This is a genomic window from Agrobacterium sp. K11, assembly GCF_059429395.1.
The window spans coordinates 51,324-71,407 of the sequence record NZ_JCAHRB010000001.1 but is presented as its reverse complement, the minus strand read 5'-3'; the positions used below and the strand labels follow the sequence as shown (position 1 = coordinate 71,407).

The following is a 20,084-nucleotide window of genomic DNA, read 5'->3' as shown; positions in this document are numbered from 1 at the left end:
ATCATGCATTCTCCTTGCATCTGTGTTTAAGCATTGCCGTCGTGACCCCGTAAAAGGTCTCCAGTTCATCAACGAGCCGCTGCCGTTCGTCCGCCGCCTGCTGTGGCGCCCATCCCAGCTCGCGCGCTGCGACGCCAAGGATCGCATCGATCAGATCGGCATCGATGACGCCGGTAATGGCAAGCGTCGTGCGGCGCAGGATGAGATCCGTCAGATGGCGGACATGTTCGCAGCGGATCAGCCAGACCACCTCTGCCGCCGTGATCGGCGGTTTTTCGCAAAGCGGACTGTCATCCGTACGGCCCCGACAAAAACCCATCAACTCGAAGGCACGTGAACCGTAGGCCGATGCCAGATACTCGGCCCGGTCCCGGTCGATCGAAAATTCCTCCGACAGCAGGGCCGGCAGGCGCCCGGCACCGCTGGGGAAGTTCCTGCCGCCGCCGATCGGGCGGTTCATTGTGCCAGTCAGCCGCTTGCGTCCGAGAAAGGCCAGAGCCTCGTCGGTCACCTGTTCGCCAAAGGCTCTGAACGTCGTCCACTTGCCGCCGATCATGCAGAGCTGCGGCGGATCGCCCTCCACGCGGTGGATGAAATGGCTGCGGGATATTCTTCCGGTAAAAGCGGCGTCGCTGCGCGGCAGCGGGCGTATGCCGCTGAAACTGTAGACGATGTCGGAATGGTCGATGGAAATATGCGGAAAGACCTGACGGACCGCATCGAGAATATAATCACGCTCTTCCGGTTCGCATCGCACCCGTTCGGGACGATCCACCTTGATATCCGTCGAACCAGCGAGAACCCGGCCAAGATAGGGAAAGAGGATACAGACACGGTTGTCGGCATTCTCGAAAAAAATCATATGGCCGTTCAAGGCCTTAAAGAGCGCCTCGTTGGCGAGGATCAGATGCGATCCCTTGGTGCCGGAAACGGTCGGTTTCGCCCTCCCCGCAGCCTGTGTGGTCGTTAGCGCTCCAATCGTCTCATCGATCCAGGCGCCCGTCGCATTGACGATAATGCGTGGCCGGACGGGCAAGGTTTCGTCCGTGCCCTCCACCTTAAGACGATAGTCGCCGCCAGCACGGACAAACTCGGCATAGTTCAGCGCAATGCTTTGCGGCGCATCGGCCCGGGTGTCGATCAGAAGCTCCAGCGCAAGCCGTTCGGGCTGGCTGATCCACGCATCGTAATAGGTGGCCGAATATCTGATGCCTGGAGTCAGGCCCGGCCAGCGTTGCAACGTCTTGCGTGCGTTGCGGAAGGTGTGTCGGGGAAGGATGCGATTTTTGCGGGTGACGAAGTCATAGAGCATGAGGCCAGCCTTGATCGCCAGTGCCCCTCGGCTGGCAGGTTTTCCGCCGGAACCCACAAAGGTCGCAGCCGCGTTGAACAAGCCGCTGAAGGTTGAAAAGATCGGGATCGTCGTCGGCAGCGGATGAACCATATGCGGTGCCAGCGTCAGAAGCGCATCACGCTCCCGCAGCGATTCCGCCACAAGGCCGAATTCACCGTTTTCGAGATACCGCAGGCCACCGTGGATCATGCGCGAGGGTGCGGCACTGCAACCGGACGAGAAGTCGTTGCGCTCTACCAGAAGCACCCGCAGTCCCTGTAAAGCGAGATCGCGATAGGCGGCGATACCATTGATACCGCCACCGATGACGACGGCGTCGAAATCACCGTCTTGCCGGATGCGGCGTAGAGCGTCCTCGCGAAAACTGGGCATAGGAATACCGTTCGCTGGCTAACAACCAGCGTCCCAATGTTGTTAAACGTTTAAAGCGACGAGAGAGAGGGGTGGCGAAAATTATGCGATATTCGCCTGAAGCACCGTCTCAGCTACATGATTTACGCATCGAGCCCCACGAGATGCTCGGCAACGCCGGCGCTGATGAGAGCCAGTTCATTTTCCGCAAGGCGCAGGCGGGCCGCAGCAGCGTTTTCAACCGCCTGAGCCGGATCGCGCGCGCCGCACAGCGAGAATGTTATGCCGGGCTGGGCAATCGTCCAGGCAATCACGACCTGCGCAATCGACGCCCCATGCGCTTTGGCGACCGGCTCCAGACGCCGCGTCAGCCGCGCGATCTTCTCGCGGTTTGCCTGGCTGAAACGCGGATTGCCCTTGCGCTGATCATCCCCTGCAAAAACCCGTTCGGGTCCGACCTTGCCGGACAGAAGACCGAGCGCCAGCGACGAGTAGCTCAGGACCGAAACAGCACTCGTGCGGCAAAGCGGCAGAAGTGTCGTCTCGATGTCCCGCCGCACCATTGAATATTCTTCCTGGATGGCATCCAGCGCGCCGGTGGCGATATAGGCTACCAAATCCTCCGGCGAGACGTTGCTCGCGCCGATCGAACGGATCTTGCCTTCGTCCTTCAGGCGCACAAGCGTTTCCACCGTCTCGGCAATCGGCGTCGTCGCATCCTGCCAGTGGGTGACATAGTGGTCGATATAGTCGGTTCCGAGCCGCTTCAGGCTCTCTTCGACCTCATGCCGGATCGAAGCGGCGCCGAGATAACGGTGAACGGGCTTGCCATCCTGGTGGAAGAAATAGGCGCCCTCGTTCACATGCCAGACCAGCCCGCATTTGGTGACCAACACCACCTTGTCGCGCCGGCCGGCAATCGCCTTGCCGACGATGGTTTCCGCAAGCCCCATGCCATAGGCCGGCGCGGTATCTATCAGGGAAATGCCCGCATCGATGGAGGCCTGGATAGCGGCGATGGATTGCCGCTCATCGGTGCCGCCCCACATCCAGCCGCCGATGGCCCAGGTGCCCAGCCCCACGGCTGATGCGCTGATACCGCTGCGGCCAATCGTCCGGGTCAATATTGAATTGTCCGTCACGAAGTTTCCCCCTCTTCCTGATCCAGTAAATAGCCGGCGATCGCCTCGTCCACGACGAGCGAGGTCAGATAGCGGCCGGCAAGCGTGGCTGCCACCGGTCCGGCCTTGATGGCCCCGGCCGCCACGCCGATGATGTTCGGGCACCGGGCAAGCTGCCCGGGGTCCAGCGCCACCACGCGCGAGTTGAGATCGATCCGCGCCAGTTGCCCATCCGCCATGGTGAGATGGGCAAGGAATTCCCCGGCAATGCCCGCATCCACCAGCGCCTGCCCGCCACGGGCCACATCCGGCAGCAGATCGTAATAACCGGAACCGGGCGCCTCCACGGAACCGATGCCAACCAGCGCCACCTGCGCCTGTCGCGCTAAGTCGAACACTTCGCGGATCGAAGCGACATTCATCAGGAGATCACGCTGTTCCTCATCCTCGGCAAATAGCGGCGCATGAATGAGCGACGCGCTGCCGCCGAGCTTTTCCGCCAGTTGCGTGGCCAGATGATTGACATCCGTATAGTGCTTGCCCTGGACACCGCCGGTCAGCGGCACTACCCGCACATCGAAACGGCGCTCGGCCTCCAGATTATCGACGACGGCACTCACCGCCTTGCCGCCGGTAATCGCAATCACGTCGCCGTCGCGGATAGTCTCCAGCAAGTGGTTGGCGGCCACGCGTCCGACCATCTGCAGCGCGGTTTCCGGATTGTCGGACACCGTTGGTGTCACCACCGACTGTCTGAGGCCGAAGCGGCGTGTGATCTCGTTTTCGAGGTCCACCAGCCTCTGATAGGGACTGGCGATAGTGATCTTTACCATGCCTGCCTTGCGGCCCGCCGCTATCATACGGTTCACCTTGGTGTGGGAAAGATTGAGCCGCTCGGCAATTTCCGACTGCTTCACGCCCTCGATGAAATGCAGCACCAGGACGGAGTACATCTGCCTCTGTTGATCGAAATCGTCCTTGGTATCCAGCATGATCGTATATCTCCAATTACCACAGGCGCTCAGCGGCGACGCTTGACAAGATAGTGGTCGAACAGGACCGCGGTCAGCAATATGCTTCCCCTGATGATGTCCTGCCAGTAGACAGACACATTGAGCAAGGCAAGTGAACTGGAAACGACCGACAGAAGGATCGCCCCGAGGATTGCGCCGAGAATGGTGCCAGAGCCGCCCGAAAGGCTGGCGCCGCCGATGACCGCGGCTGCAATCACGTTAAGTTCCATGCCGACTCCGAAGCTCGGCTGTGCTGACCCGAAGCGGGCCATGTAGATCACGCCTGCGAAACCGCACAGCATCGAACAAAGCGTGGTGGTGGCAAACACCACCCGGCCGACGCGGATGCCGGAATAAGCCGCCGCTTTCGGATTGCTGCCGGTATAGAACACCTTACGGAATGCCGTCGTGCGCCGCAGCAAGAGATCGAAGCAGACGACCACCACCGCGAATATGATCAGCACCAGCGGAATGCCGCCAAGCGCGCCCTGGCCGATGAATTTGAATTCCGGAGGCAGCGAGTAGAGACCGAGCGGCCGGCCCCCCGTTGCGAGCAGGCAGACGCCGCGCGCAATCACCATGACGCCGAGCGATACGATGAAGTGATGCAGGCCGATGACCGTTGTCAGAAATCCCATGGCCATGCCGACCAACGTGGTGAGGCAGATTGCCAGCCCGGCCGCGATCCAGGGATCGACACCGTTGAGGAATAGCCAGCCAGCCGCAACCATCGCAAGCGCCGTGACGGAACCGACGGATAGATCAATGCCGCCCGAGATTAACAGGATCGTCATGCCGACCACGACGATGCTTTCGATGGCGAAAACCATCGCCATGGCCCGCAGATTGTCGACCGTCAGGAAATACGGGGATATGAAAGACATCACCGCGAAAAGGGCGAGGATGATGACGATAAGTCCGGTCTCCCGTGCCTTGAGCGCCGGTTCCCACCAGCCTGTGCGGCGAACCGCCACTTCTGCAATGCCCGAAGGTGTTTCCGATGTTGCCATTTTCCCGCTCCCTCAGGCCCCTGTCGGGCTCTCTGCAATATTGATCGATGCAAGCTGCATGATCTTTTCTTCCGTCATGTCCTCACCCTCAACCTCGCCGGCAATGCGCCCCTCGCGCACGACCAGTACGCGGTCGCTGACACCGATGAGTTCCGGCAATTCAGAGGATATGACGATCACGCCCACACCCTCGCGTGCCAATTCCCGGATCTGGCGGTGGATTTCGGCCTTTGCGCCCACATCCACCCCGCGTGTCGGCTCGTCGAGAAAGACGACCTGTGGCTCCACCGACAGCATCTTTGCCAGTGCCACCTTCTGCTGGTTGCCGCCGCTCAAGGTGGAGACAGCGTCACCGACGCTGTTTGCCCGCAATTTCAGCCGGCGTCCCAACTCGTCGGCGCGCTTAATTTCCTTGCGCCGTTCGATAAAGCCCATGCCGTTTGATATCCTGCCGACATCGAGCGCCGAGACATTCGCGGCAATGGACATGTTGAGAAACAGCCCGTCGCCCTTGCGGTCTTCTGACAGATAGACCAGCCCCTCCCGAATGCTGTCGCGATAGTCCTTGAGCCTCAACGGCCGGCCGCGCAACGTAACCTCGCCTTTTGGTTTTCCCTCCAGCCGGCAGACCGCACGGACAATTTCGCTTCGACCTGCGCCGATCAGGCCGGCGAGCCCGAGGATTTCGCCCCGGCGCAGATCGAAATCGACATCGAAAACGCGCTTTCCCTCGTTCAGTCCCCGAACAGAGAGAATGACGTCACTCGATTTCTCTTCTTCTGCAAGTTTCGGTGGGTAGAGCTTGTCGAGCACCCGTCCCACCATGCTGTTGACGACTTCCTCCGGAGAAATCTCGGAGATATTCTCCGTCCTGATGTGGCAACCGTCGCGCATCACCGTGATGCGGTCGCAATGCTCAAAAATCTCCGCCATCCGGTGCGAGATATAGATGATCGCAATTCCGCGTTCCGCCAGCCGGTGCATGATCCGGAAAAGGGTCTGGGCCTCGGTTTCGGTCAAAGCCGCCGTCGGCTCATCAAGGATCAGGATACGGCAGTCCAGCGTCAGCGCCTTGGCAATCTCGACGATCTGCTGTTGCGAAATCGACAGATCACCGGCGCGGCTGGCGGGATCGATATCGCCGATTTCCTTGAGGATGGTTGCCGCCCGCTTGCCAAGATCGCGATAATTCATGAACCAGGATTTGCTTTGGCCGGTCTCCGACATGAACATGTTTTCGGCAACCGAAATTTCCGGGCAAAGCGCAATCTCCTGATGCACGAAACCGATACCGAGCCGGTTCGCCGCATTGGGCGAGGATATTTTGACCGGTTTGCCGTCCAGCAGGATTTCGCCGCCATCGGGCTGCAAAATGCCATCGATAATATGCATCAGCGTCGATTTACCGGCGCCGTTTTCACCCGCGAGCGCATGGATTTCTCCCCGCCGCAGCTCAAAGGCAGCACTGCGTAACGCCCGCACGGGCCCGAACGCCTTGTGAATATTCGTCATGTTGAGGATGACCTCGCCCATAACGCCCCTCCCGAACGTGGCTCCCCTTTGCCGGCGAGGCGTAAACCTCGCCGGTTTCAGGGCGGCGCGTCAGCGCCCCTTCATATAGTCATTGAGATCAAAGGAAGCGGCGTTCGCCTTGGTAATCACGGCGAAACCATTGTCCATCGAAGGAACCTGCATCGGGTTGAAGCCCGATACCTTGTAGTCGTTGAAGGGGTCGATCAGATCCGAATGGGCACCCAGAAAGGTGTTCATGAAACCCATGAAGCCCTGAACGCCCTGATTGGGATTGATGGACATGTAGATGTTGCCCTGCTTGATGTGCTCCAGCGTCGCCGGGGTAATATCCGCATGCAGGATCAGGACCTTCTTCTTGGCCTCGAGAACAGCGGTCGTTGCGCCTTCAGCCGAGCCGGCTTCAGGAATCCACAATGCGCCGAGATTGGGGTTGGCCTGCAACAGGGCACCCACCGCCTGATAGGCGACGTTTGCATCCTGGTTGGTCGCCTGGCGGCCGACGAGCTTCATTTCTGGATAGGTGCGCCCCATGTAATCGATCAGTGCGGTGACGCGCAGATCATGGTTGCTTTGGCCCGGATTTTCGAGAACGGCATATTCGCCCTTCTTGCCCAGCTTCTTGACGATCTCGTCAGCCGCAAATTTCGCCTCGGCAACATTGTCCGAGGTGATATAGGCGGTGCGTTTCGACTTCGGCGAATCCGCCGCAAAAGTCGTCACCGAGACACCGGAGTCGATCGCTTTGTTGATCGGTTCGATAAAGGGATCGGCCTGCATCGGATGCAGCAATATACCCTTCGGCTTCTTCACCAGTTCCTGCTCGAAGGACGCGATCTGCTTGGTGATGTCGTATTCGGGCGTGCCGGTGAAAACGGCCTCGCAGCCCAAGGCCTTCGCGGCCTGCTTGAAACCTTCAAAGACCGGCACCCAGTAGGGGTGGCTCGAAACCATGACGTTCATCACATAGGTCTCGCCCGGTTCACAGGCGAATTTGCCCGCAGCAGCGGCCTGAGAGCCGGCGCCTGCGGAAATCGCCACGGCTAAGACACCCGCGGCAACGGTCGATTTCAGAAAAGCCAACATATTCCCCTCCCAAGGACAATGACCAACCCGCAATAAATTTTAAGTCGTGTAATTTATTGCATGACGTTTGAGATATCGGGAAACCGGGCAAGCGTCAATCCGGTTTGAATTTTATTTTTTTGAGTGAAATTTATTGCGGAGCGCATGGATAGTTTGGACGCTGCCTACAGGATAGCCCGTCGCTCGAGCGAACTCCGCGGATCGAATAGGCAGTCAATCTGCTTGCCTATACCAATCAGCTGGCGGCAGTCGGATGTCTTAAGACCAAGGGATGGCAAGGCGCGATGCACTCAGGACGCCAAATGGCGGGCAGCACGCAAACGCTTCGGTTCATCACGCCCTCCTCCATGTCCATGCCGCATGGAAGGCCGCTAAGTCCTCCTGCCGATCCTCTTTGCCCTAGTTGGAGTGGTATTTATGACGGTGTCGCAGCGTGTTCCTGTGATGGGACCGTTGACGCATACTCCATAGGGGACAGGTTCGATTGACACTGAGGCCACTATGCAAAAAGGCCCTGCGATTTCTCGCAAGGCCATGATATTTAAGAATTCGGATGGTGGGCGTGACAGGGATTGAACCTGTGACCCCTACGATGTCAACGTAGTGCTCTCCCGCTGAGCTACACGCCCTCCGTGGCGGCGGATAGACCACAAAACCGGTTCATGCGTCAACTGCTTTTTTTCGGTTTTGTGAAGGTTTTTTGAGACCCCTTACGCCACAAGGAGTTTGTTGACCTCATCCACCAGATCGCGAAGATGGAACGGCTTGGAAAGCACCTTGGCATCCTTTGGAGCCTTCGAATCGGCGTTCAGCGCGACGGCCGCAAAGCCGGTGATGAACATGACTTTCAGGTCGGGGTCGAGTTCAGTCGCGCGCCGGGCCAACTCGATGCCATCCATTTCGGGCATGACGATATCTGTCAGCAACAGCGAGAAAGGCTCTTCGCGAAGCCGGTCGTAAGCGCTTGCGCCATTGTCGAAGGAAGAAACCTTGTAACCGGCTTTTTCCAGCGCCTTGACGAGAAAGCGGCGCATATCGTTATCATCTTCAGCGAGAAGAATTTTCTGATTCATCATAAGTGACCGTAACTGCTCAATGTTTGAGATACCCTAGCCCGATTATAGGATTTTCACGGTAAATATCATGTGAACACAAGAATCGGTATAGCGCTGCATGGTCGATAGTATGGACTTGCCGCACCGTAACTGGCAACATGAACATCCTGATAGTTTACGACATGGTAAATGGCACTGAATGGACTGGATAACGGGTGAATACGAGCTGTTCGAAGTAACGGAACCTGCCGTTCAAACCCTGCCATTCGTCTATAATTCACCCCATAGCGGTCGCTGTTACCCCATCTCCTTTCTGGAATCGGCACGGCTTGATTCGCACGAGATCCGGCGCTCGGAAGATCATTTCGTTGACGAGCTGTTCGCCGCTGCGCCCGACATCGGTGCGCCGCTGCTGAAAGCCAATTTTCCCCGCGCGTATCTCGACGTCAATCGCGAGCCCTACGAGCTTGATCCGCGCATGTTCGAAGGCACTCTACCTCCCTATGCCAATATCGGCTCCATGCGGGTTGCCGGCGGCCTGGGAACGGTACCCCGTATCGTCGCCGAGAATATGGACATCTATGCCCACCGCCTGCCGGTGGACGAGGCGCTGTCACGCATCGAGACGATTTACAAACCCTACCACGCCTGCCTGCGCCGGCTGCTGTCACGCACCCACGCCAATTTCGGCATGGCGGTACTGATCGATTGCCATTCGATGCCGGGCAATATCCGCGTTGCCGGCTCGAACCTGCGGCCGGATGTCATTATAGGCGATCGCTACGGCACCAGTGCTTCCCAGGAGGTCTCCCGCGCCGCTCTGCATTTTCTTGAAGAACTGGGTTTCGTTGCGGTCTGCAACAAGCCCTATGCCGGCGGCTTCATCACGGAACATTACGGGCGACCGATCCGCTCTCTTCACGCGCTCCAGATCGAGGTCAATCGGGCGCTGTACGTCGATGAAAAAACGCTTTCGAAGAAAGCAGATTTTCCAGCCATTCAGGCATCGCTTGAAATCTTCATGCGCCAGCTCGGCGCTTTCGTTTCGGAATACGCGATCGAAACCTCGCTCGCCGCCGAATAACACATCAAATTCCAGGATATTTCAGATCCCCCTTCCAGACCGCCTGGCCACGCGCCGGGCAAAAAAAACCGCGCCTTGGCGCGGTCAAGTCTAGGGAGGAAACACCCAAGGAGGGTATTTACAGTCAAAGACTGCAGGGTCACGCTACGCACTATATGCACAATTGTCAATCATTTTATTTTATGCACTTTTTTTAGGCTTATGCTGAAAATTTGGAATCGGCCTTGCTTGCATCCGTACGTGTGGACGGCGGGTGCAATTCCGGTCTATGCATTTCGCCATACAGTTCAGGCCCAATAATTCAGGCAATGAGGTTTCGCATGCTGCCCGACCGGGATTTCTTCTTCAAACTTGCCGAAGCCGCCAGCGCTGAAACGCTTCCCCGCTTCCGCACAGGCATTGCCGTCACCAACAAGGAGGACGGCGGCTATGACCCGGTGACGGAAGGCGATCAGGCAGCAGAAAGCGCCATTCGCGCCCTCATCGAGGCACGTTTCCCGCAACACGGCATTCTTGGTGAAGAACACGGCAATGTCGGTCTCGATCGCGAACATATCTGGGTTATCGATCCGATTGACGGCACACGCGCCTTCATTTCCGGCGTGCCGGTCTGGGGCACGCTGATCGGCTTCCAGTCGGCCGGCCGCGCTTCGATGGGCATCATGGACCAGCCCTTCACGAAAGAGCGTTATTTCGCCGACGGCGAGGCCGCATGGTATTTCGGGCCGGATGGTGAACGCAAGATCCGCACGCGCGAATGCGCTTCGCTGTCGGATGCTGTGCTGTTCACCACGACACCCCATATCTTCACGACGGAAGAAAAGCCCCTTTACGACAAGGTGCAGGATCAGGTTCGCCTTTTCCGTTACGGCGTGGATTGTTACGCCTATTGCCTGCTTGCCGCCGGCCATGTCGATCTGGTGATCGAATCGGGCCTAAAGCCCTATGATGTCGGCGCGCTCATTCCGGTGATCGAACAGGCAGGTGGCATCATCACCACCTGGGATGGGGGGCGTCCGGAAAATGGCGGCCGCATTCTGGCAGCCGGTTCCAAAGCCGTGCACGAACAGGCGCTCGCCATTCTTTCAAAACTGTAGATGATACGACTGACGGGGATGGCGCAAACCGCGCCATCCCCGTCATCGCCGCGTCATTCCGGCGCGAAAAAGGCGTCGATGGCCGCCAGCGCCTGTTTGCGGAAAACGTCGCGCTCATGCAGCAATTCATGGCGCGCGCCGGTTATGGGAAGAAGCTGCGCCGCGCGGAAGTTGCGCGAGAGTTCCTCCTGCGCCTTATAGGGCGTGATCGTATCCAGCATCGGCGCAAGAATGAGGGTGGGAATGGTTATGTCCGTCAGATGGTCCTGACGGGTCACCCGACCCATTGTTTTCAGCGCTTCATAAACCCATCGCGCTGTCGGTGCGCCGATGAAGAGTTCCGGAAATTGCCGATGCAGCGCAAGATTTCTGGCAAAACGTCTGGCGTCAGAGGTCAGCGGGTTGCCATCGAAATCCCGTTCGCGCTGATCCCTGCCGAGCTGAAGCTTTCCAAGACCCAACAGGCTTAAAGCGGTCGCGACCAGCCGGATGACGGACGAAGGAACGGATTGCTGGCTGTCCAGCTCGATAAAGGGCGAACAAAGCGCCAGACGGTCGATCCTGTTCGACAGGCCGGGTGCTGCGGCCAGTGCTGCAAGTGCGCCGGTTGAATGCGCGATCATGAAGAATGGCAGCCGGGTATCCGGCAGCACCACCTGTTCGAGAAACAAACTTATATCGCGCTTGTAGTCGGAAAAACGTCGTACATGCCCGGCGCCTGGCTTCTTCAGCAGCCGTTCGGAACCGCCCTGCCCACGCGTATCGAAGGTCGCGACCCAGAATCCCATGGCCGTCAGATCGCTGACGGTCTCGAAATATTTCTCGATACATTCGTTGCGACCATGCAGCAGAACCACAGTTCCGCGCGCAATGTGTCGGCTGGCGCGGAAGATCGCGTATCGAAGCTGTTTGCCGCCGTGGCCGGTGAAATAACCGGCGGTATGGTTGCCGGGAACCGGGTTGTCTTCGCTCTCGCGCAATGTGGCTTCGATCATCGGTCTTTTCCGGCTTCTCTGCCTTTTCGGGATAGGTCGGCGGCGGCGGAAGGTCAAAGAAAAAATTGCCGGAACCGTCGGTTAAAGCAGTCGCGGTTCCGGCGAATAGGGCAGAAGAAGAAGGGACGTTATTGCTTCTGCCACGGAGCATGTCTCCGATGACGGATATTTATGGCTCTCAAACTGAACGATGCTGGAACCGGATGTTCAGCGATGGTTCATCTTGTTGTCGCCCTTTCCGCTTTAAAGCGCCCCCTTGACGGAGCGCCAAGCCATTCCCATCTCATTCATGCGGCAGCCAGAACGGGGCCGCGCCATATGTCCGGCCGTCGCCAGAACGGGACGCCGGATCAACCGCAAACAGTCGCTTCATAAGGAGGACACCATGCGTCACGTCGATTTTTCCCCCCTCTATCGCTCCACCGTCGGTTTCGATCGTCTTTTTTCGATGCTCGACGGCCTCGGTCAACCCGAACAGGCCCAGTCCTATCCGCCCTATAACATCGAGCGGACGGGTGAAAACGCCTATCGTATAACCATGGCGGTTGCCGGTTTCGATGAAACGGAACTAAGCATAGAATCCCGTGCCAATACGCTGACGGTGAAAGCCGAGAAGGCTGCAGATGAGAAGTCGTCTGAAGGCGAGTTCCTGTATCGCGGCATTGCCACGCGCGCTTTCGAACGCCGCTTCCAGATGGCCGATCATGTCGAAGTCCAGACCGCTTCCCTGAAGAATGGCCTGCTTCACATCGATCTCGTCCGCAATATTCCGGAAGCCATGAAACCGCGCCGTATCGCGATCTCCTCCGACAGCGCAGATGCGCCGAAGACGATCGAAGCACAGATCACGCCGGCCCAGGTCAACTAAGCCGATCCGGATGTCAAACGAACGGCCCCGTTAAGGGGCCGTTTTTGTTTGCCGAAAATTCATCCCTCAGCGGGTGGATACTGCCGCGCCTTCCGCAGCGACAGTTTCCGTTATCGCTGCTTTTTCATGGGCCTTGCGGGCATAACGCTGGGCCAGCACTGCGCACACCATCAGCTGAATCTGATGGAAGAGCATGATTGGCAATACGATTGCGCCGATGCTCTGGCCGGCGAAGATCGCTCCTGCCATGGGCACGCCGCTGGCAAGGCTCTTCTTCGACCCGCAGAAGGTGATGGTGATTTCATCCGCCTTGTCGAAACCGAGCGCCCGGCTGCCGAACATCGTCACGCAGAGAACAAGCGCCAGAAGAACGATATTGATGCCGATGACAACGCCGATATCGCGCACGGAAAACGTCTGCCATATGCCTTCGATAACTGCTTCGGAGAAGGCAAGATAGACCACCATCAGGATGGAACCGCGATCGACCGGCGACAGCAATTTCTTGCGTGCCCTGATCCAGTCACCGATCCACGGCTGCAGCACCTGGCCGGCGATGAAGGGCAAGAGCAGTTGCAGGAAGATTTGCAGGAACGCATCCAGCGAAAATCCACCACCATGGCCACCGACCGTGAACAGCAGCCCGACCAGCAGCGGCGTCAGCACCATACCGAAAATATTCGAGGCGGAGGCTGAACAGATCGCGGCAGGCACGTTTCCGCCTGCCATGGATGTGAAGGCGATGGACGATTGCACCGTCGACGGCAGGACGCAGAGAAACAGCACACCCATATATAGCGGTGCCGGCAGAATGCTCTCGGGAATGAAACCGATCGCCACGCCCAGCAATGGGAAAAGGCCGAAGGTGACGAGAAGGATCGCCATGTGCAGGCGCCAGTGCAAGATACCCGCAATCACCACATCCCGCGACAGCCGCGCGCCGTGGAGAAAAAACAGCAATGCGATTGCCAGTTTCGTGGCAAGCCCGAAATACACCGCTGGCTGTCCGCTGATCGGCAAAAGGGAAGCCAGGATCACGGTGACCACCAGCATCATGGTGAAACGGTCAGGCAGGAAGCGGGTCATGGGAGGTCTTTCCGACATCGGTTTTGCTTGAAATATCCCATACTATCGCTCATCATGAATTCGGATGCAAAGACTAACAGTTATCACGATATGAGATAAATGCTGAACCTTCAACATCTTGCCAGCTTCGTGATGCTTCAGCAAACCGGCAGCTTCACGCTGGCTGCCGAGCGGCTGGGCATCGGCCAATCCACCGTCAGCCAGCATATTCAGCGGCTTGAGGCGGCACTTGGCCGTCGGTTGATTGCGCGCAGCACCCATCAGGTGAAGCTGACGGGCGAAGGCGAGGCGCTGCTCGGTTATGCCCGCAATATGCTGGAGATCGACAGCAGGGTTTCATCGCTATTCAGCGAAAACCGCCTGCGCGGGCGCTTAAGGCTCGGCGTTTCCGAGGATTTCGTCGCCAGCCGGCTCACCGCCATTCTGGAAGAATTCATCCGCCTGTATCCCTTGGTCGATCTGGAGCTGACGGTGTCGCTGAGCGGCGTGCTTTACCAGATGCAGGATAATGGCGAGTTGGACGTCGTGCTCGCGAAACGTCGACTCGGTGATAAGCTCGGCCACTTCCTGTACCGCGAACCTCTGGTATGGCTCGCGCGTGACCCGGAGCGAATGCTGAGCCAACCGGACGCCCTGCCGTTGATCGCCTTTCCGCCGCCAAGCATTACTCGAAAGGCGGCACAGGAAGCGCTGGATCGGGCAGGTCTCGCGTGGCGGATCGTCTGCACCTGTGGCAGCCTTAGCGGACTGACCGCTGCCGCAAGGGCGGGCATGGGGATCCTCGTGCAACCGCGCAGCATGGCGCCAGCCGGCCTCAGGGAGATTGCGGCTGATGTGCTGCCGGCGCTCGAAGACGTGGAATTCGTGCTTCAGCCAAGTAAGGGCGCGGACACAAAACTGGTGCGCGCCCTTTCCGATCTGGTATCCAGCAAGAGCATCGCACCGGGCAGTTTTGCGTAAAAAAGACGCTTGCTTGCGTCAATCTTCCCGTTTCGAGAGGCAGCGGCCAACACTATCACGCCACCCCGCGATGGCGCTCTTACGCTCAGTCTCATCCATATCTGGCAGAAAACGGCGATCCCGTTTCCAATGGGCGGCAAAGGCCTCCCGGTCCGGCCAGATGCCGGCGCGCGATGCTGCGAGCCATGCCGCACCGAGAATGGTGGTTTCCAGGAATACCGGCCGGTCGACCGGTGCAGCGAGAATGTCCGCCAGCCGCTGCATGGTCCAATCCGAGGCAACCATGCCGCCATCGACCCGGAGCACCGTCTTGCCATTGTCGCCCGCCCAGTCGTTGCGCATGGCATCCAGAAGATCGAAAGTCTGATAGGCGACACTTTCGAGAGCCGCACGGGCAAACTCCGCAGGGCCGGTGCCACGCGTCAGGCCGAAAATCGCGCCCCGCGCTTCGGCATCCCAATAGGGCGCGCCAAGGCCGGTGAAGGCCGGCACGAGGTAAACCCGCTGCTTGGGATCAGCCTTTTCGGCAAGCGCGCTGACTTCAGACGCGACCGATATGAAACCGAGCTCGTCACGCAGCCATTGCACGGCGGCGCCGGCAATGAAGATCGAGCCTTCGAGCGCATAGGTCGTCACGCCATCGAGACGGTAGGCAATGGTCGTCAGCAACCGGTTTGTCGAGGCGACCCGGTCGGTGCCGGTATTGAGAAGCGCAAAGCAGCCGGTGCCATAGGTCGATTTCATCATGCCGGGTTCGAAGCAGGCGTTACCGATAACGGCAGCCTGCTGATCACCGGCGACGCCGAGGATCGGAATTTCCGCACCCAGAAGCGCCTTGTCCGTTACGCCGAAATCGGCAGCGCAATCAAGCACCTCCGGCAGCATGGCGCGGGGAATGTCGAGGATGGACAGCAATTCGTCATCCCAGGCATTGTCCTCGATATTGTAGATCAGCGTGCGCGAGGCATTGGTGGCGTCGGTCACATGGCGGCGACCGCCGGTGAGGCGATAGATCAGGAAACTGTCGACCGTGCCGAAGCAGATTTCGCCCTTCACGGCTTTTTCGCGAAGGCCGCTGACGCTGTCGAGAAGCCATTTCAGCTTCGTGCCGGAAAAGTAGGGGTCGAGCAGCAGACCGGTCTTTTTCGAAAAGAGCGGCTCCAGCCCCCTTCGTTTCAAATCCTCGCAAATTGGTGCAGCACGGCGATCCTGCCAGACAACGGCCCGATGCACGGCCTCACCCGTATTACGGTCCCACAGCACGGTCGTTTCGCGCTGATTGGTGATACCGATCGCCTCGATATCGGAAGCGGAGATACCGGCATCGGCAAGCGCCAGCCGGATTGTTTCAAGCACGCTTTTCCAGATATCCTCGGCATCGTGTTCGACCCAGCCGGAGGCCGGGAAATGCTGCGGAAATTCTCGCTGGCCGACACCGATGACCCGCATGTCGCGATCAAAGACCATCGACCTTGTCGATGTCGTCCCCTGATCGATCGCCAGAATATAACCGCCCATTATGTCACTCCCTTTCAAACGCAATGACGGGGCGGCAAAGCCGCCCCGGTTTAAGATTTCACGCAGACATTACTTCTGCCAGCTTTTGACCAGCTCGTCGTAATTGACGGTGACCGGCTTTTCCTTTTCGTTGGCAATCTTCAGCTGCGGTGCCAGATTGCCCTTCGAAACGGCGTCCTTGTTCCAGTAGTCGATATCGTGTTCTTCCGCCAGTTTTGGGCCGATATCGCCCTGCACACCGGCGCGCTCGATACGGGCCATGACTTTTTCCTGCTCGGCGCAGAGCGAGTCCATTGCGGCTTGAGCGGTTTTGGCACCCGAAGATGCATCGCCAATTGCCTGCCACCAGAGCTGTGCCAGCTTCGGATAGTCAGGCACGTTGGTGCCGGTTGGCGACCATTGCACGCGAGCGGGCGAGCGATAGAACTCGATCAGACCACCAAGCTTGGCGGCCCGGTCCGTGAAGCTCTTGTGATGGATGGTGGTATCGCGAATGAAGGTTAGACCAACATGGCTCTTCTTCACATCCACGGTCTTGGAAGTTACGAACTGCGCGTAAAGCCATGCGGCCTTGGCGCGATCGTCAGGGGTGGATTTCATCAGCGTCCACGAACCCACGTCCTGATAACCGAGCTTCATGCCGTCCTTCCAGTAGACGCCATGCGGGGAAGGTGCGACGCGCCATTTCGGCGAACCGTCCTCGTTCACGACAGGCAGGCCGGGCTTGGCCATATCGGCAGTGAAGGCTGTGTACCAGAAGATCTGCTGGGCAATGTTACCCTGCGCCGGCACCGGACCGGATTCGGAGAAGGTCATGCCCTGCGCTTCTGGCGGCGCAAATTTCTTCAGCCATTCGAGATATTTTTCGATGGAATAGACCGACGCCGGACCGTTGGTATCGCCGCCGCGTGCCACGCACGAGCCGACCGGCTGCGACTTGTCGTTGACCTTGATGCCCCATTCATCGACAGGCAGGCCGTTTGGCAGGCCCTTGTCGCCGTTGCCGGCCATGGAAAGCCAGGCATCGGTGAAGCGCCAGCCAAGCGACGGGTCCTTCTTGCCATAGTCCATATGGCCGAAGACCTTCTTGCCGCCGACATCACGGCCGGTGAAGAATTCGGCAATATCCTCATAGGCCGACCAGTTTACGGGCACACCAAGGTCGTAGCCGTATTTGGCCTTGAAATCGGCCTTGTTCTTGTCGTCGTTGAACCAGTCGTAGCGGAACCAGTACAGGTTCGCGAATTGCTGGTCGGGAAGCTGGTAGAGCTTCTTGTCCGGTGCCGTCGTAAAGGCGCTGCCGATGAAATCCTTGAGATCTAGGCCGGGATTGGTGACGTCCTTGCCCTCATTGGCCATGAAATCCGTGAGGTTGCGGACCTGCTGGTAACGCCAATGCGTGCCGATGAGGTCGCTGTCATTCACCCAGCCGTCATAGAGGTTCTGGCCGGTCTGCATCTGGGTCTGAATCTTTTCGACGACGTCACCTTCCTGGATGATGTCGTGCGTGACCTTGATGCCGGTAATAGCGGTAAACGCCGGTGCCAGGACCTTCGATTCATATTCATGTGTTGTCAGGGATTCGGAAACGACCTTGATGTCCATGCCAGCAAAAGGTTTGGCGGCATCGATAAACCATTGCAGTTCCTTTTCCTGATCTGCACGCGAAAGCGACGACATATCGCCGATTTCCTTGTCCAGAAATTGCTTTGCCTCCTCCATTCCGGCGAAAGCGGAACCTGTCATTGCCAGCAGCATGGCTGCCGTCGTCGTCATCAGATGCCGTCGCATATCAGTCCTCCCAAGGGTTGCGATTGCACGAAGTCTGCCGGGTGCGGTTTTCCTCCGCCGCACCGTTCTTCCTGCTCTAGACGAAACGGAAAACGCCAATTGCGTAAACCGCCGACAGAGCGAGAGCCCACCACAGGTTCGGGCCGATCAGCCCGAGCCATGCAAGATGAATGAAAGCGCTGCCGAGCAGCGAAATGAACAACCTGTCGCCACGCGTTGTCTCGAAGCGCAGCAGGCCGAAGCGGGGGTTGCCGCCGGGCGAGAGATGTTCCCAGAACCACATCCCAACCAGCAACACGGCGATGGCACCGAAAAACGCGGCCGTCTGCCAGGTCCATGCCATCCAGGTGAAATCGGGCATCTTCGTCATGTCAAACCCTCCCCAGCGCAAAGCCCTTGGCGATGTAATTGCGAACAAACCAGATCACCAGCGCACCGGGTATGAGTGTCAGCACGCCGGCGGCGGCAAGCAGGCCCCAGTCCATGCCGGCGGCAGAAACGGTTCTCGTCATGGTCGCGGCGATCGGCTTGGCGTCGGTCGTCGTCAGCGTGCGGGCGATCAGAAGCTCGACCCACGAGAACATGAAGCTGAAGAAACAGGCGACACCGATGCCGGAGGCAATGAGCGGCATGAAAATCTTCACGAAGAATTTCGGGAAGGAATAGCCGTCAATATAGGCGGTCTCGTCGATTTCCTTCGGTACACCCGACATGAAACCTTCGAGAATCCACACCGCCAGCGGCACGTTGAACAGGCAATGCGCCAGCGCCACGGCAATATGCGTGTCGATCAGCCCGAAAGCGGAATAGAGCTGGAAGAAGGGCAGCGCGAAGACGGCAGGTGGCGCCATGCGGTTGGTCAAAAGCCAGAAGAACAGGTGCTTGTCGCCCAGGAAGCGGTAACGCGAGAAGGCATAGGCCGCCGGGAGGGCCGCCGAGACCGAGATCACCATATTCATGACGACGTAGATGATCGAGTTGATGTAACCCGAATACCAGGATGAATCCGTGAAGATCGTCCGATAATTCTGCAACGTCGGCTGGTGCGGATAAAGCGTCATCGACGAGACGATTTCTGTGTTCGTCTTGAAGCTCATATTGATAAGCCAGTAGATCGGCACGAGCAGCAGGATGATGTAGATCGTCGGTACCAGCCAGGAAAAGCGCGATGGCCCATGGCGGCGGCGCGATCGTGAATTCGCAGCAAGGCCTGATATTCTTGCCGAACTGGCTCTTACCGGTGGATTGCCGATACCGTTGAGTTCCACGCTTGTGGTGACATCAGAGGCGCTCATGTCTCAAGTCTCCGCGTCGTGGCTGGTCATCACGGTGTAGAACACCCAGGACAACAGCAGGATGATGAGGAAGTAGATCAGCGACATGGCGGCCGCGGGACCCAGATCGAACTGGCCGAGCGCTACCTTGACGAGATCGATGGACAGGAAGGTGGTGGAATTTCCGGGGCCGCCGCCGGTGACGACGAAAGGCTCGGTGTAGATCATGAAGCTGTCCATGAAGCGCAGCAGGAATGCGATCAGCAGCACCCGCTTCATCTTCGGCAACTGAATGAACCGGAAAACCGCAAAGCGCGATGCGCCATCGATCCTTGCTGCCTGATAATAGGCATCCGGAATGGAGACGAGGCTGGCGTAGCACAGGAGGACGACGAGGCTTGTCCAGTGCCACACATCCATGATGACGACGGTGATCCATGCGTCGACGGGATCGTTGACGTAGTTGTAATCAAGCCCAAGCTGATTGGCGTAATAACCCAGCAACCCGATATCGCTGCGGCCGAACACCTGCCAGATCGTGCCTACCACATTCCATGGCACCAAAAGCGGCAGCGCCATGGTGACGAGGCAGACCGGCACGCCGATGCCGGATTTGGGCATCTTGAGCGCGATGAATATGCCGAGCGGAATTTCAATCGCCAAAATGATGCCGGAAAATACCAGATTGCGTCCGAGCGCGTTCCAGAAACGGTCGGAGCCAAGAATTTCCTGAAACCATTGGGTTCCCGCCCAGAAGAATTGATTGTTGCCGAAAGTATCCTGCACCGAATAGTTCACGACCGTCATCAGCGGGATGACGGCGGAAAATGCGACCAGCACCAGAACCGGCAGCACCATGAACCACGCTTTGTTGTTCCAGGTCTTTTCCAT

At 58.4% G+C, this 20,084-nt stretch carries 18 protein-coding genes and 1 tRNA gene; 4 read left to right on the top strand and 15 right to left on the bottom strand.

What is annotated here, in order from left to right; genetic code table 11:
• Nucleotide 1 precedes the first annotated feature (1 nt).
• The 8 genes from AC5SEO_RS00300 to cpdR form a co-directional block, all read right to left on the bottom strand.
• A complete protein-coding gene (locus tag AC5SEO_RS00300) occupies nt 2-1,726 on the bottom strand; it encodes a glycerol-3-phosphate dehydrogenase/oxidase (RefSeq protein WP_111803344.1) in 1,725 nt (574 codons plus the stop codon).
• A gap of 122 nt (nt 1,727-1,848) precedes the next feature.
• On the bottom strand, nt 1,849-2,847 hold the full coding sequence (locus AC5SEO_RS00295) for an aldo/keto reductase (RefSeq protein ID WP_111803343.1): 999 nt from the start codon (nt 2,845-2,847) through the stop codon (nt 1,849-1,851).
• On the bottom strand, nt 2,844-3,818 hold the full coding sequence (locus tag AC5SEO_RS00290) for a sugar-binding transcriptional regulator (protein ID WP_019564982.1): 975 nt from the start codon (nt 3,816-3,818) through the stop codon (nt 2,844-2,846). Before AC5SEO_RS00290 ends, AC5SEO_RS00295 begins: the two co-directional genes overlap by 4 nt.
• Before the next feature lie 29 nt (nt 3,819-3,847).
• Nucleotides 3,848-4,849: an ABC transporter permease gene (locus AC5SEO_RS00285; RefSeq protein ID WP_112154889.1), complete on the bottom strand. Its 1,002-nt coding sequence runs from the start codon at nt 4,847-4,849 to the stop codon at nt 3,848-3,850.
• Between the two features lie 12 nt (nt 4,850-4,861).
• Nucleotides 4,862-6,382: a sugar ABC transporter ATP-binding protein gene (locus tag AC5SEO_RS00280; protein WP_112154888.1), complete on the bottom strand. Its 1,521-nt coding sequence runs from the start codon at nt 6,380-6,382 to the stop codon at nt 4,862-4,864.
• 69 nt (nt 6,383-6,451) lie between these two features.
• A complete protein-coding gene (locus AC5SEO_RS00275) occupies nt 6,452-7,465 on the bottom strand; it encodes a substrate-binding domain-containing protein (RefSeq protein WP_003511565.1) in 1,014 nt (337 codons plus the stop codon).
• Between the two features lie 554 nt (nt 7,466-8,019).
• Nucleotides 8,020-8,094, bottom strand: a tRNA-Val gene (locus tag AC5SEO_RS00270).
• 81 nt (nt 8,095-8,175) lie between these two features.
• Nucleotides 8,176-8,538 carry a cell cycle two-component system response regulator CpdR gene (cpdR, locus tag AC5SEO_RS00265; RefSeq protein WP_003497910.1) on the bottom strand — a complete coding sequence of 121 codons (363 nt, stop codon included), beginning with the start codon at nt 8,536-8,538 and terminating at the stop codon, nt 8,176-8,178.
• Nucleotides 8,539-8,719: 181 nt separating this feature from the next.
• Here cpdR and AC5SEO_RS00260 point away from each other — a divergent pair, with 181 nt between their 5' ends.
• Nucleotides 8,720-9,604 carry an N-formylglutamate amidohydrolase gene (locus tag AC5SEO_RS00260; protein ID WP_003511568.1) on the top strand — a complete coding sequence of 295 codons (885 nt, stop codon included), beginning with the start codon at nt 8,720-8,722 and terminating at the stop codon, nt 9,602-9,604.
• A gap of 320 nt (nt 9,605-9,924) precedes the next feature.
• Complete coding sequence (gene hisN / locus AC5SEO_RS00255; RefSeq protein WP_013761929.1) at nt 9,925-10,701, top strand: histidinol-phosphatase; 777 nt, start codon at nt 9,925-9,927, stop codon at nt 10,699-10,701.
• Between the two features lie 53 nt (nt 10,702-10,754).
• Here hisN and AC5SEO_RS00250 read toward each other — a convergent pair whose 3' ends face one another.
• Entirely contained in the window at nt 10,755-11,696 is a 942-nt protein-coding gene (locus AC5SEO_RS00250) for an alpha/beta fold hydrolase (RefSeq protein ID WP_112154887.1), read from the bottom strand.
• A 385-nt stretch (nt 11,697-12,081) separates the two neighbouring features.
• Here AC5SEO_RS00250 and hspL point away from each other — a divergent pair, with 385 nt between their 5' ends.
• On the top strand, nt 12,082-12,564 hold the full coding sequence (gene hspL, locus AC5SEO_RS00245) for a heat shock protein HspL (RefSeq protein ID WP_019564988.1): 483 nt from the start codon (nt 12,082-12,084) through the stop codon (nt 12,562-12,564).
• Nucleotides 12,565-12,630: 66 nt separating this feature from the next.
• Here hspL and AC5SEO_RS00240 read toward each other — a convergent pair whose 3' ends face one another.
• Nucleotides 12,631-13,650: a bile acid:sodium symporter family protein gene (locus AC5SEO_RS00240; RefSeq protein WP_111788915.1), complete on the bottom strand. Its 1,020-nt coding sequence runs from the start codon at nt 13,648-13,650 to the stop codon at nt 12,631-12,633.
• A gap of 99 nt (nt 13,651-13,749) precedes the next feature.
• Between AC5SEO_RS00240 and AC5SEO_RS00235 the strand changes: the two genes are divergently transcribed.
• Entirely contained in the window at nt 13,750-14,610 is an 861-nt protein-coding gene (locus tag AC5SEO_RS00235) for a LysR substrate-binding domain-containing protein (RefSeq protein WP_003511576.1), read from the top strand.
• 18 nt (nt 14,611-14,628) lie between these two features.
• Here AC5SEO_RS00235 and glpK read toward each other — a convergent pair whose 3' ends face one another.
• The 5 genes from glpK to AC5SEO_RS00210 all read right to left on the bottom strand — a co-directional run bounded on the left by glpK (nt 14,629) and on the right by AC5SEO_RS00210 (nt 20,084).
• Nucleotides 14,629-16,128, bottom strand: coding sequence for a glycerol kinase GlpK (glpK, locus tag AC5SEO_RS00230; protein WP_003511578.1), 1,500 nt, complete (start codon nt 16,126-16,128; stop codon nt 14,629-14,631).
• Between the two features lie 69 nt (nt 16,129-16,197).
• On the bottom strand, nt 16,198-17,919 hold the full coding sequence (locus AC5SEO_RS00225; protein ID WP_003511579.1) for an ABC transporter substrate-binding protein: 1,722 nt from the start codon (nt 17,917-17,919) through the stop codon (nt 16,198-16,200).
• Between the two features lie 76 nt (nt 17,920-17,995).
• Nucleotides 17,996-18,289, bottom strand: a complete 294-nt coding sequence (locus AC5SEO_RS00220) for a DUF2160 domain-containing protein (RefSeq protein WP_038494418.1) — start codon at nt 18,287-18,289, stop codon at nt 17,996-17,998.
• Nucleotide 18,290: 1 nt separating this feature from the next.
• Entirely contained in the window at nt 18,291-19,214 is a 924-nt protein-coding gene (locus tag AC5SEO_RS00215) for a carbohydrate ABC transporter permease (RefSeq protein ID WP_003511581.1), read from the bottom strand.
• A 3-nt stretch (nt 19,215-19,217) separates the two neighbouring features.
• On the bottom strand, nt 19,218-20,084 hold the full coding sequence (locus AC5SEO_RS00210; RefSeq protein ID WP_003511582.1) for a carbohydrate ABC transporter permease: 867 nt from the start codon (nt 20,082-20,084) through the stop codon (nt 19,218-19,220).

Bases quoted from the DNA above. Each gene is read 5' to 3' on its own strand.
- AC5SEO_RS00300 (WP_111803344.1), bottom strand. From the start codon at position 1,726: ATGCCCAGTTTTCGCGAGGACGCTCTACGCCGCATCCGGCAAGACGGT.
- AC5SEO_RS00290 (WP_019564982.1), bottom strand. From the start codon at position 3,818: ATGCTGGATACCAAGGACGATTTCGATCAACAGAGGCAGATGTACTCC.
- AC5SEO_RS00285 (WP_112154889.1), bottom strand. From the start codon at position 4,849: ATGGCAACATCGGAAACACCTTCGGGCATTGCAGAAGTGGCGGTTCGC.
- AC5SEO_RS00280 (WP_112154888.1), bottom strand. From the start codon at position 6,382: ATGGGCGAGGTCATCCTCAACATGACGAATATTCACAAGGCGTTCGGG.
- AC5SEO_RS00275 (WP_003511565.1), bottom strand. From the start codon at position 7,465: ATGTTGGCTTTTCTGAAATCGACCGTTGCCGCGGGTGTCTTAGCCGTG.
- cpdR (WP_003497910.1), bottom strand. From the start codon at position 8,538: ATGAATCAGAAAATTCTTCTCGCTGAAGATGATAACGATATGCGCCGC.
- AC5SEO_RS00260 (WP_003511568.1), top strand. From the start codon at position 8,720: ATGGACTGGATAACGGGTGAATACGAGCTGTTCGAAGTAACGGAACCT.
- hisN (WP_013761929.1), top strand. From the start codon at position 9,925: ATGCTGCCCGACCGGGATTTCTTCTTCAAACTTGCCGAAGCCGCCAGC.
- AC5SEO_RS00250 (WP_112154887.1), bottom strand. From the start codon at position 11,696: ATGATCGAAGCCACATTGCGCGAGAGCGAAGACAACCCGGTTCCCGGC.
- hspL (WP_019564988.1), top strand. From the start codon at position 12,082: ATGCGTCACGTCGATTTTTCCCCCCTCTATCGCTCCACCGTCGGTTTC.
- AC5SEO_RS00240 (WP_111788915.1), bottom strand. From the start codon at position 13,650: ATGACCCGCTTCCTGCCTGACCGTTTCACCATGATGCTGGTGGTCACC.
- AC5SEO_RS00235 (WP_003511576.1), top strand. From the start codon at position 13,750: ATGCTGAACCTTCAACATCTTGCCAGCTTCGTGATGCTTCAGCAAACC.
- glpK (WP_003511578.1), bottom strand. From the start codon at position 16,128: ATGGGCGGTTATATTCTGGCGATCGATCAGGGGACGACATCGACAAGG.
- AC5SEO_RS00225 (WP_003511579.1), bottom strand. From the start codon at position 17,919: ATGCGACGGCATCTGATGACGACGACGGCAGCCATGCTGCTGGCAATG.
- AC5SEO_RS00220 (WP_038494418.1), bottom strand. From the start codon at position 18,289: ATGACGAAGATGCCCGATTTCACCTGGATGGCATGGACCTGGCAGACG.
- AC5SEO_RS00215 (WP_003511581.1), bottom strand. From the start codon at position 19,214: ATGAGCGCCTCTGATGTCACCACAAGCGTGGAACTCAACGGTATCGGC.
- AC5SEO_RS00210 (WP_003511582.1), bottom strand. From the start codon at position 20,084: ATGGAAAAGACCTGGAACAACAAAGCGTGGTTCATGGTGCTGCCGGTT.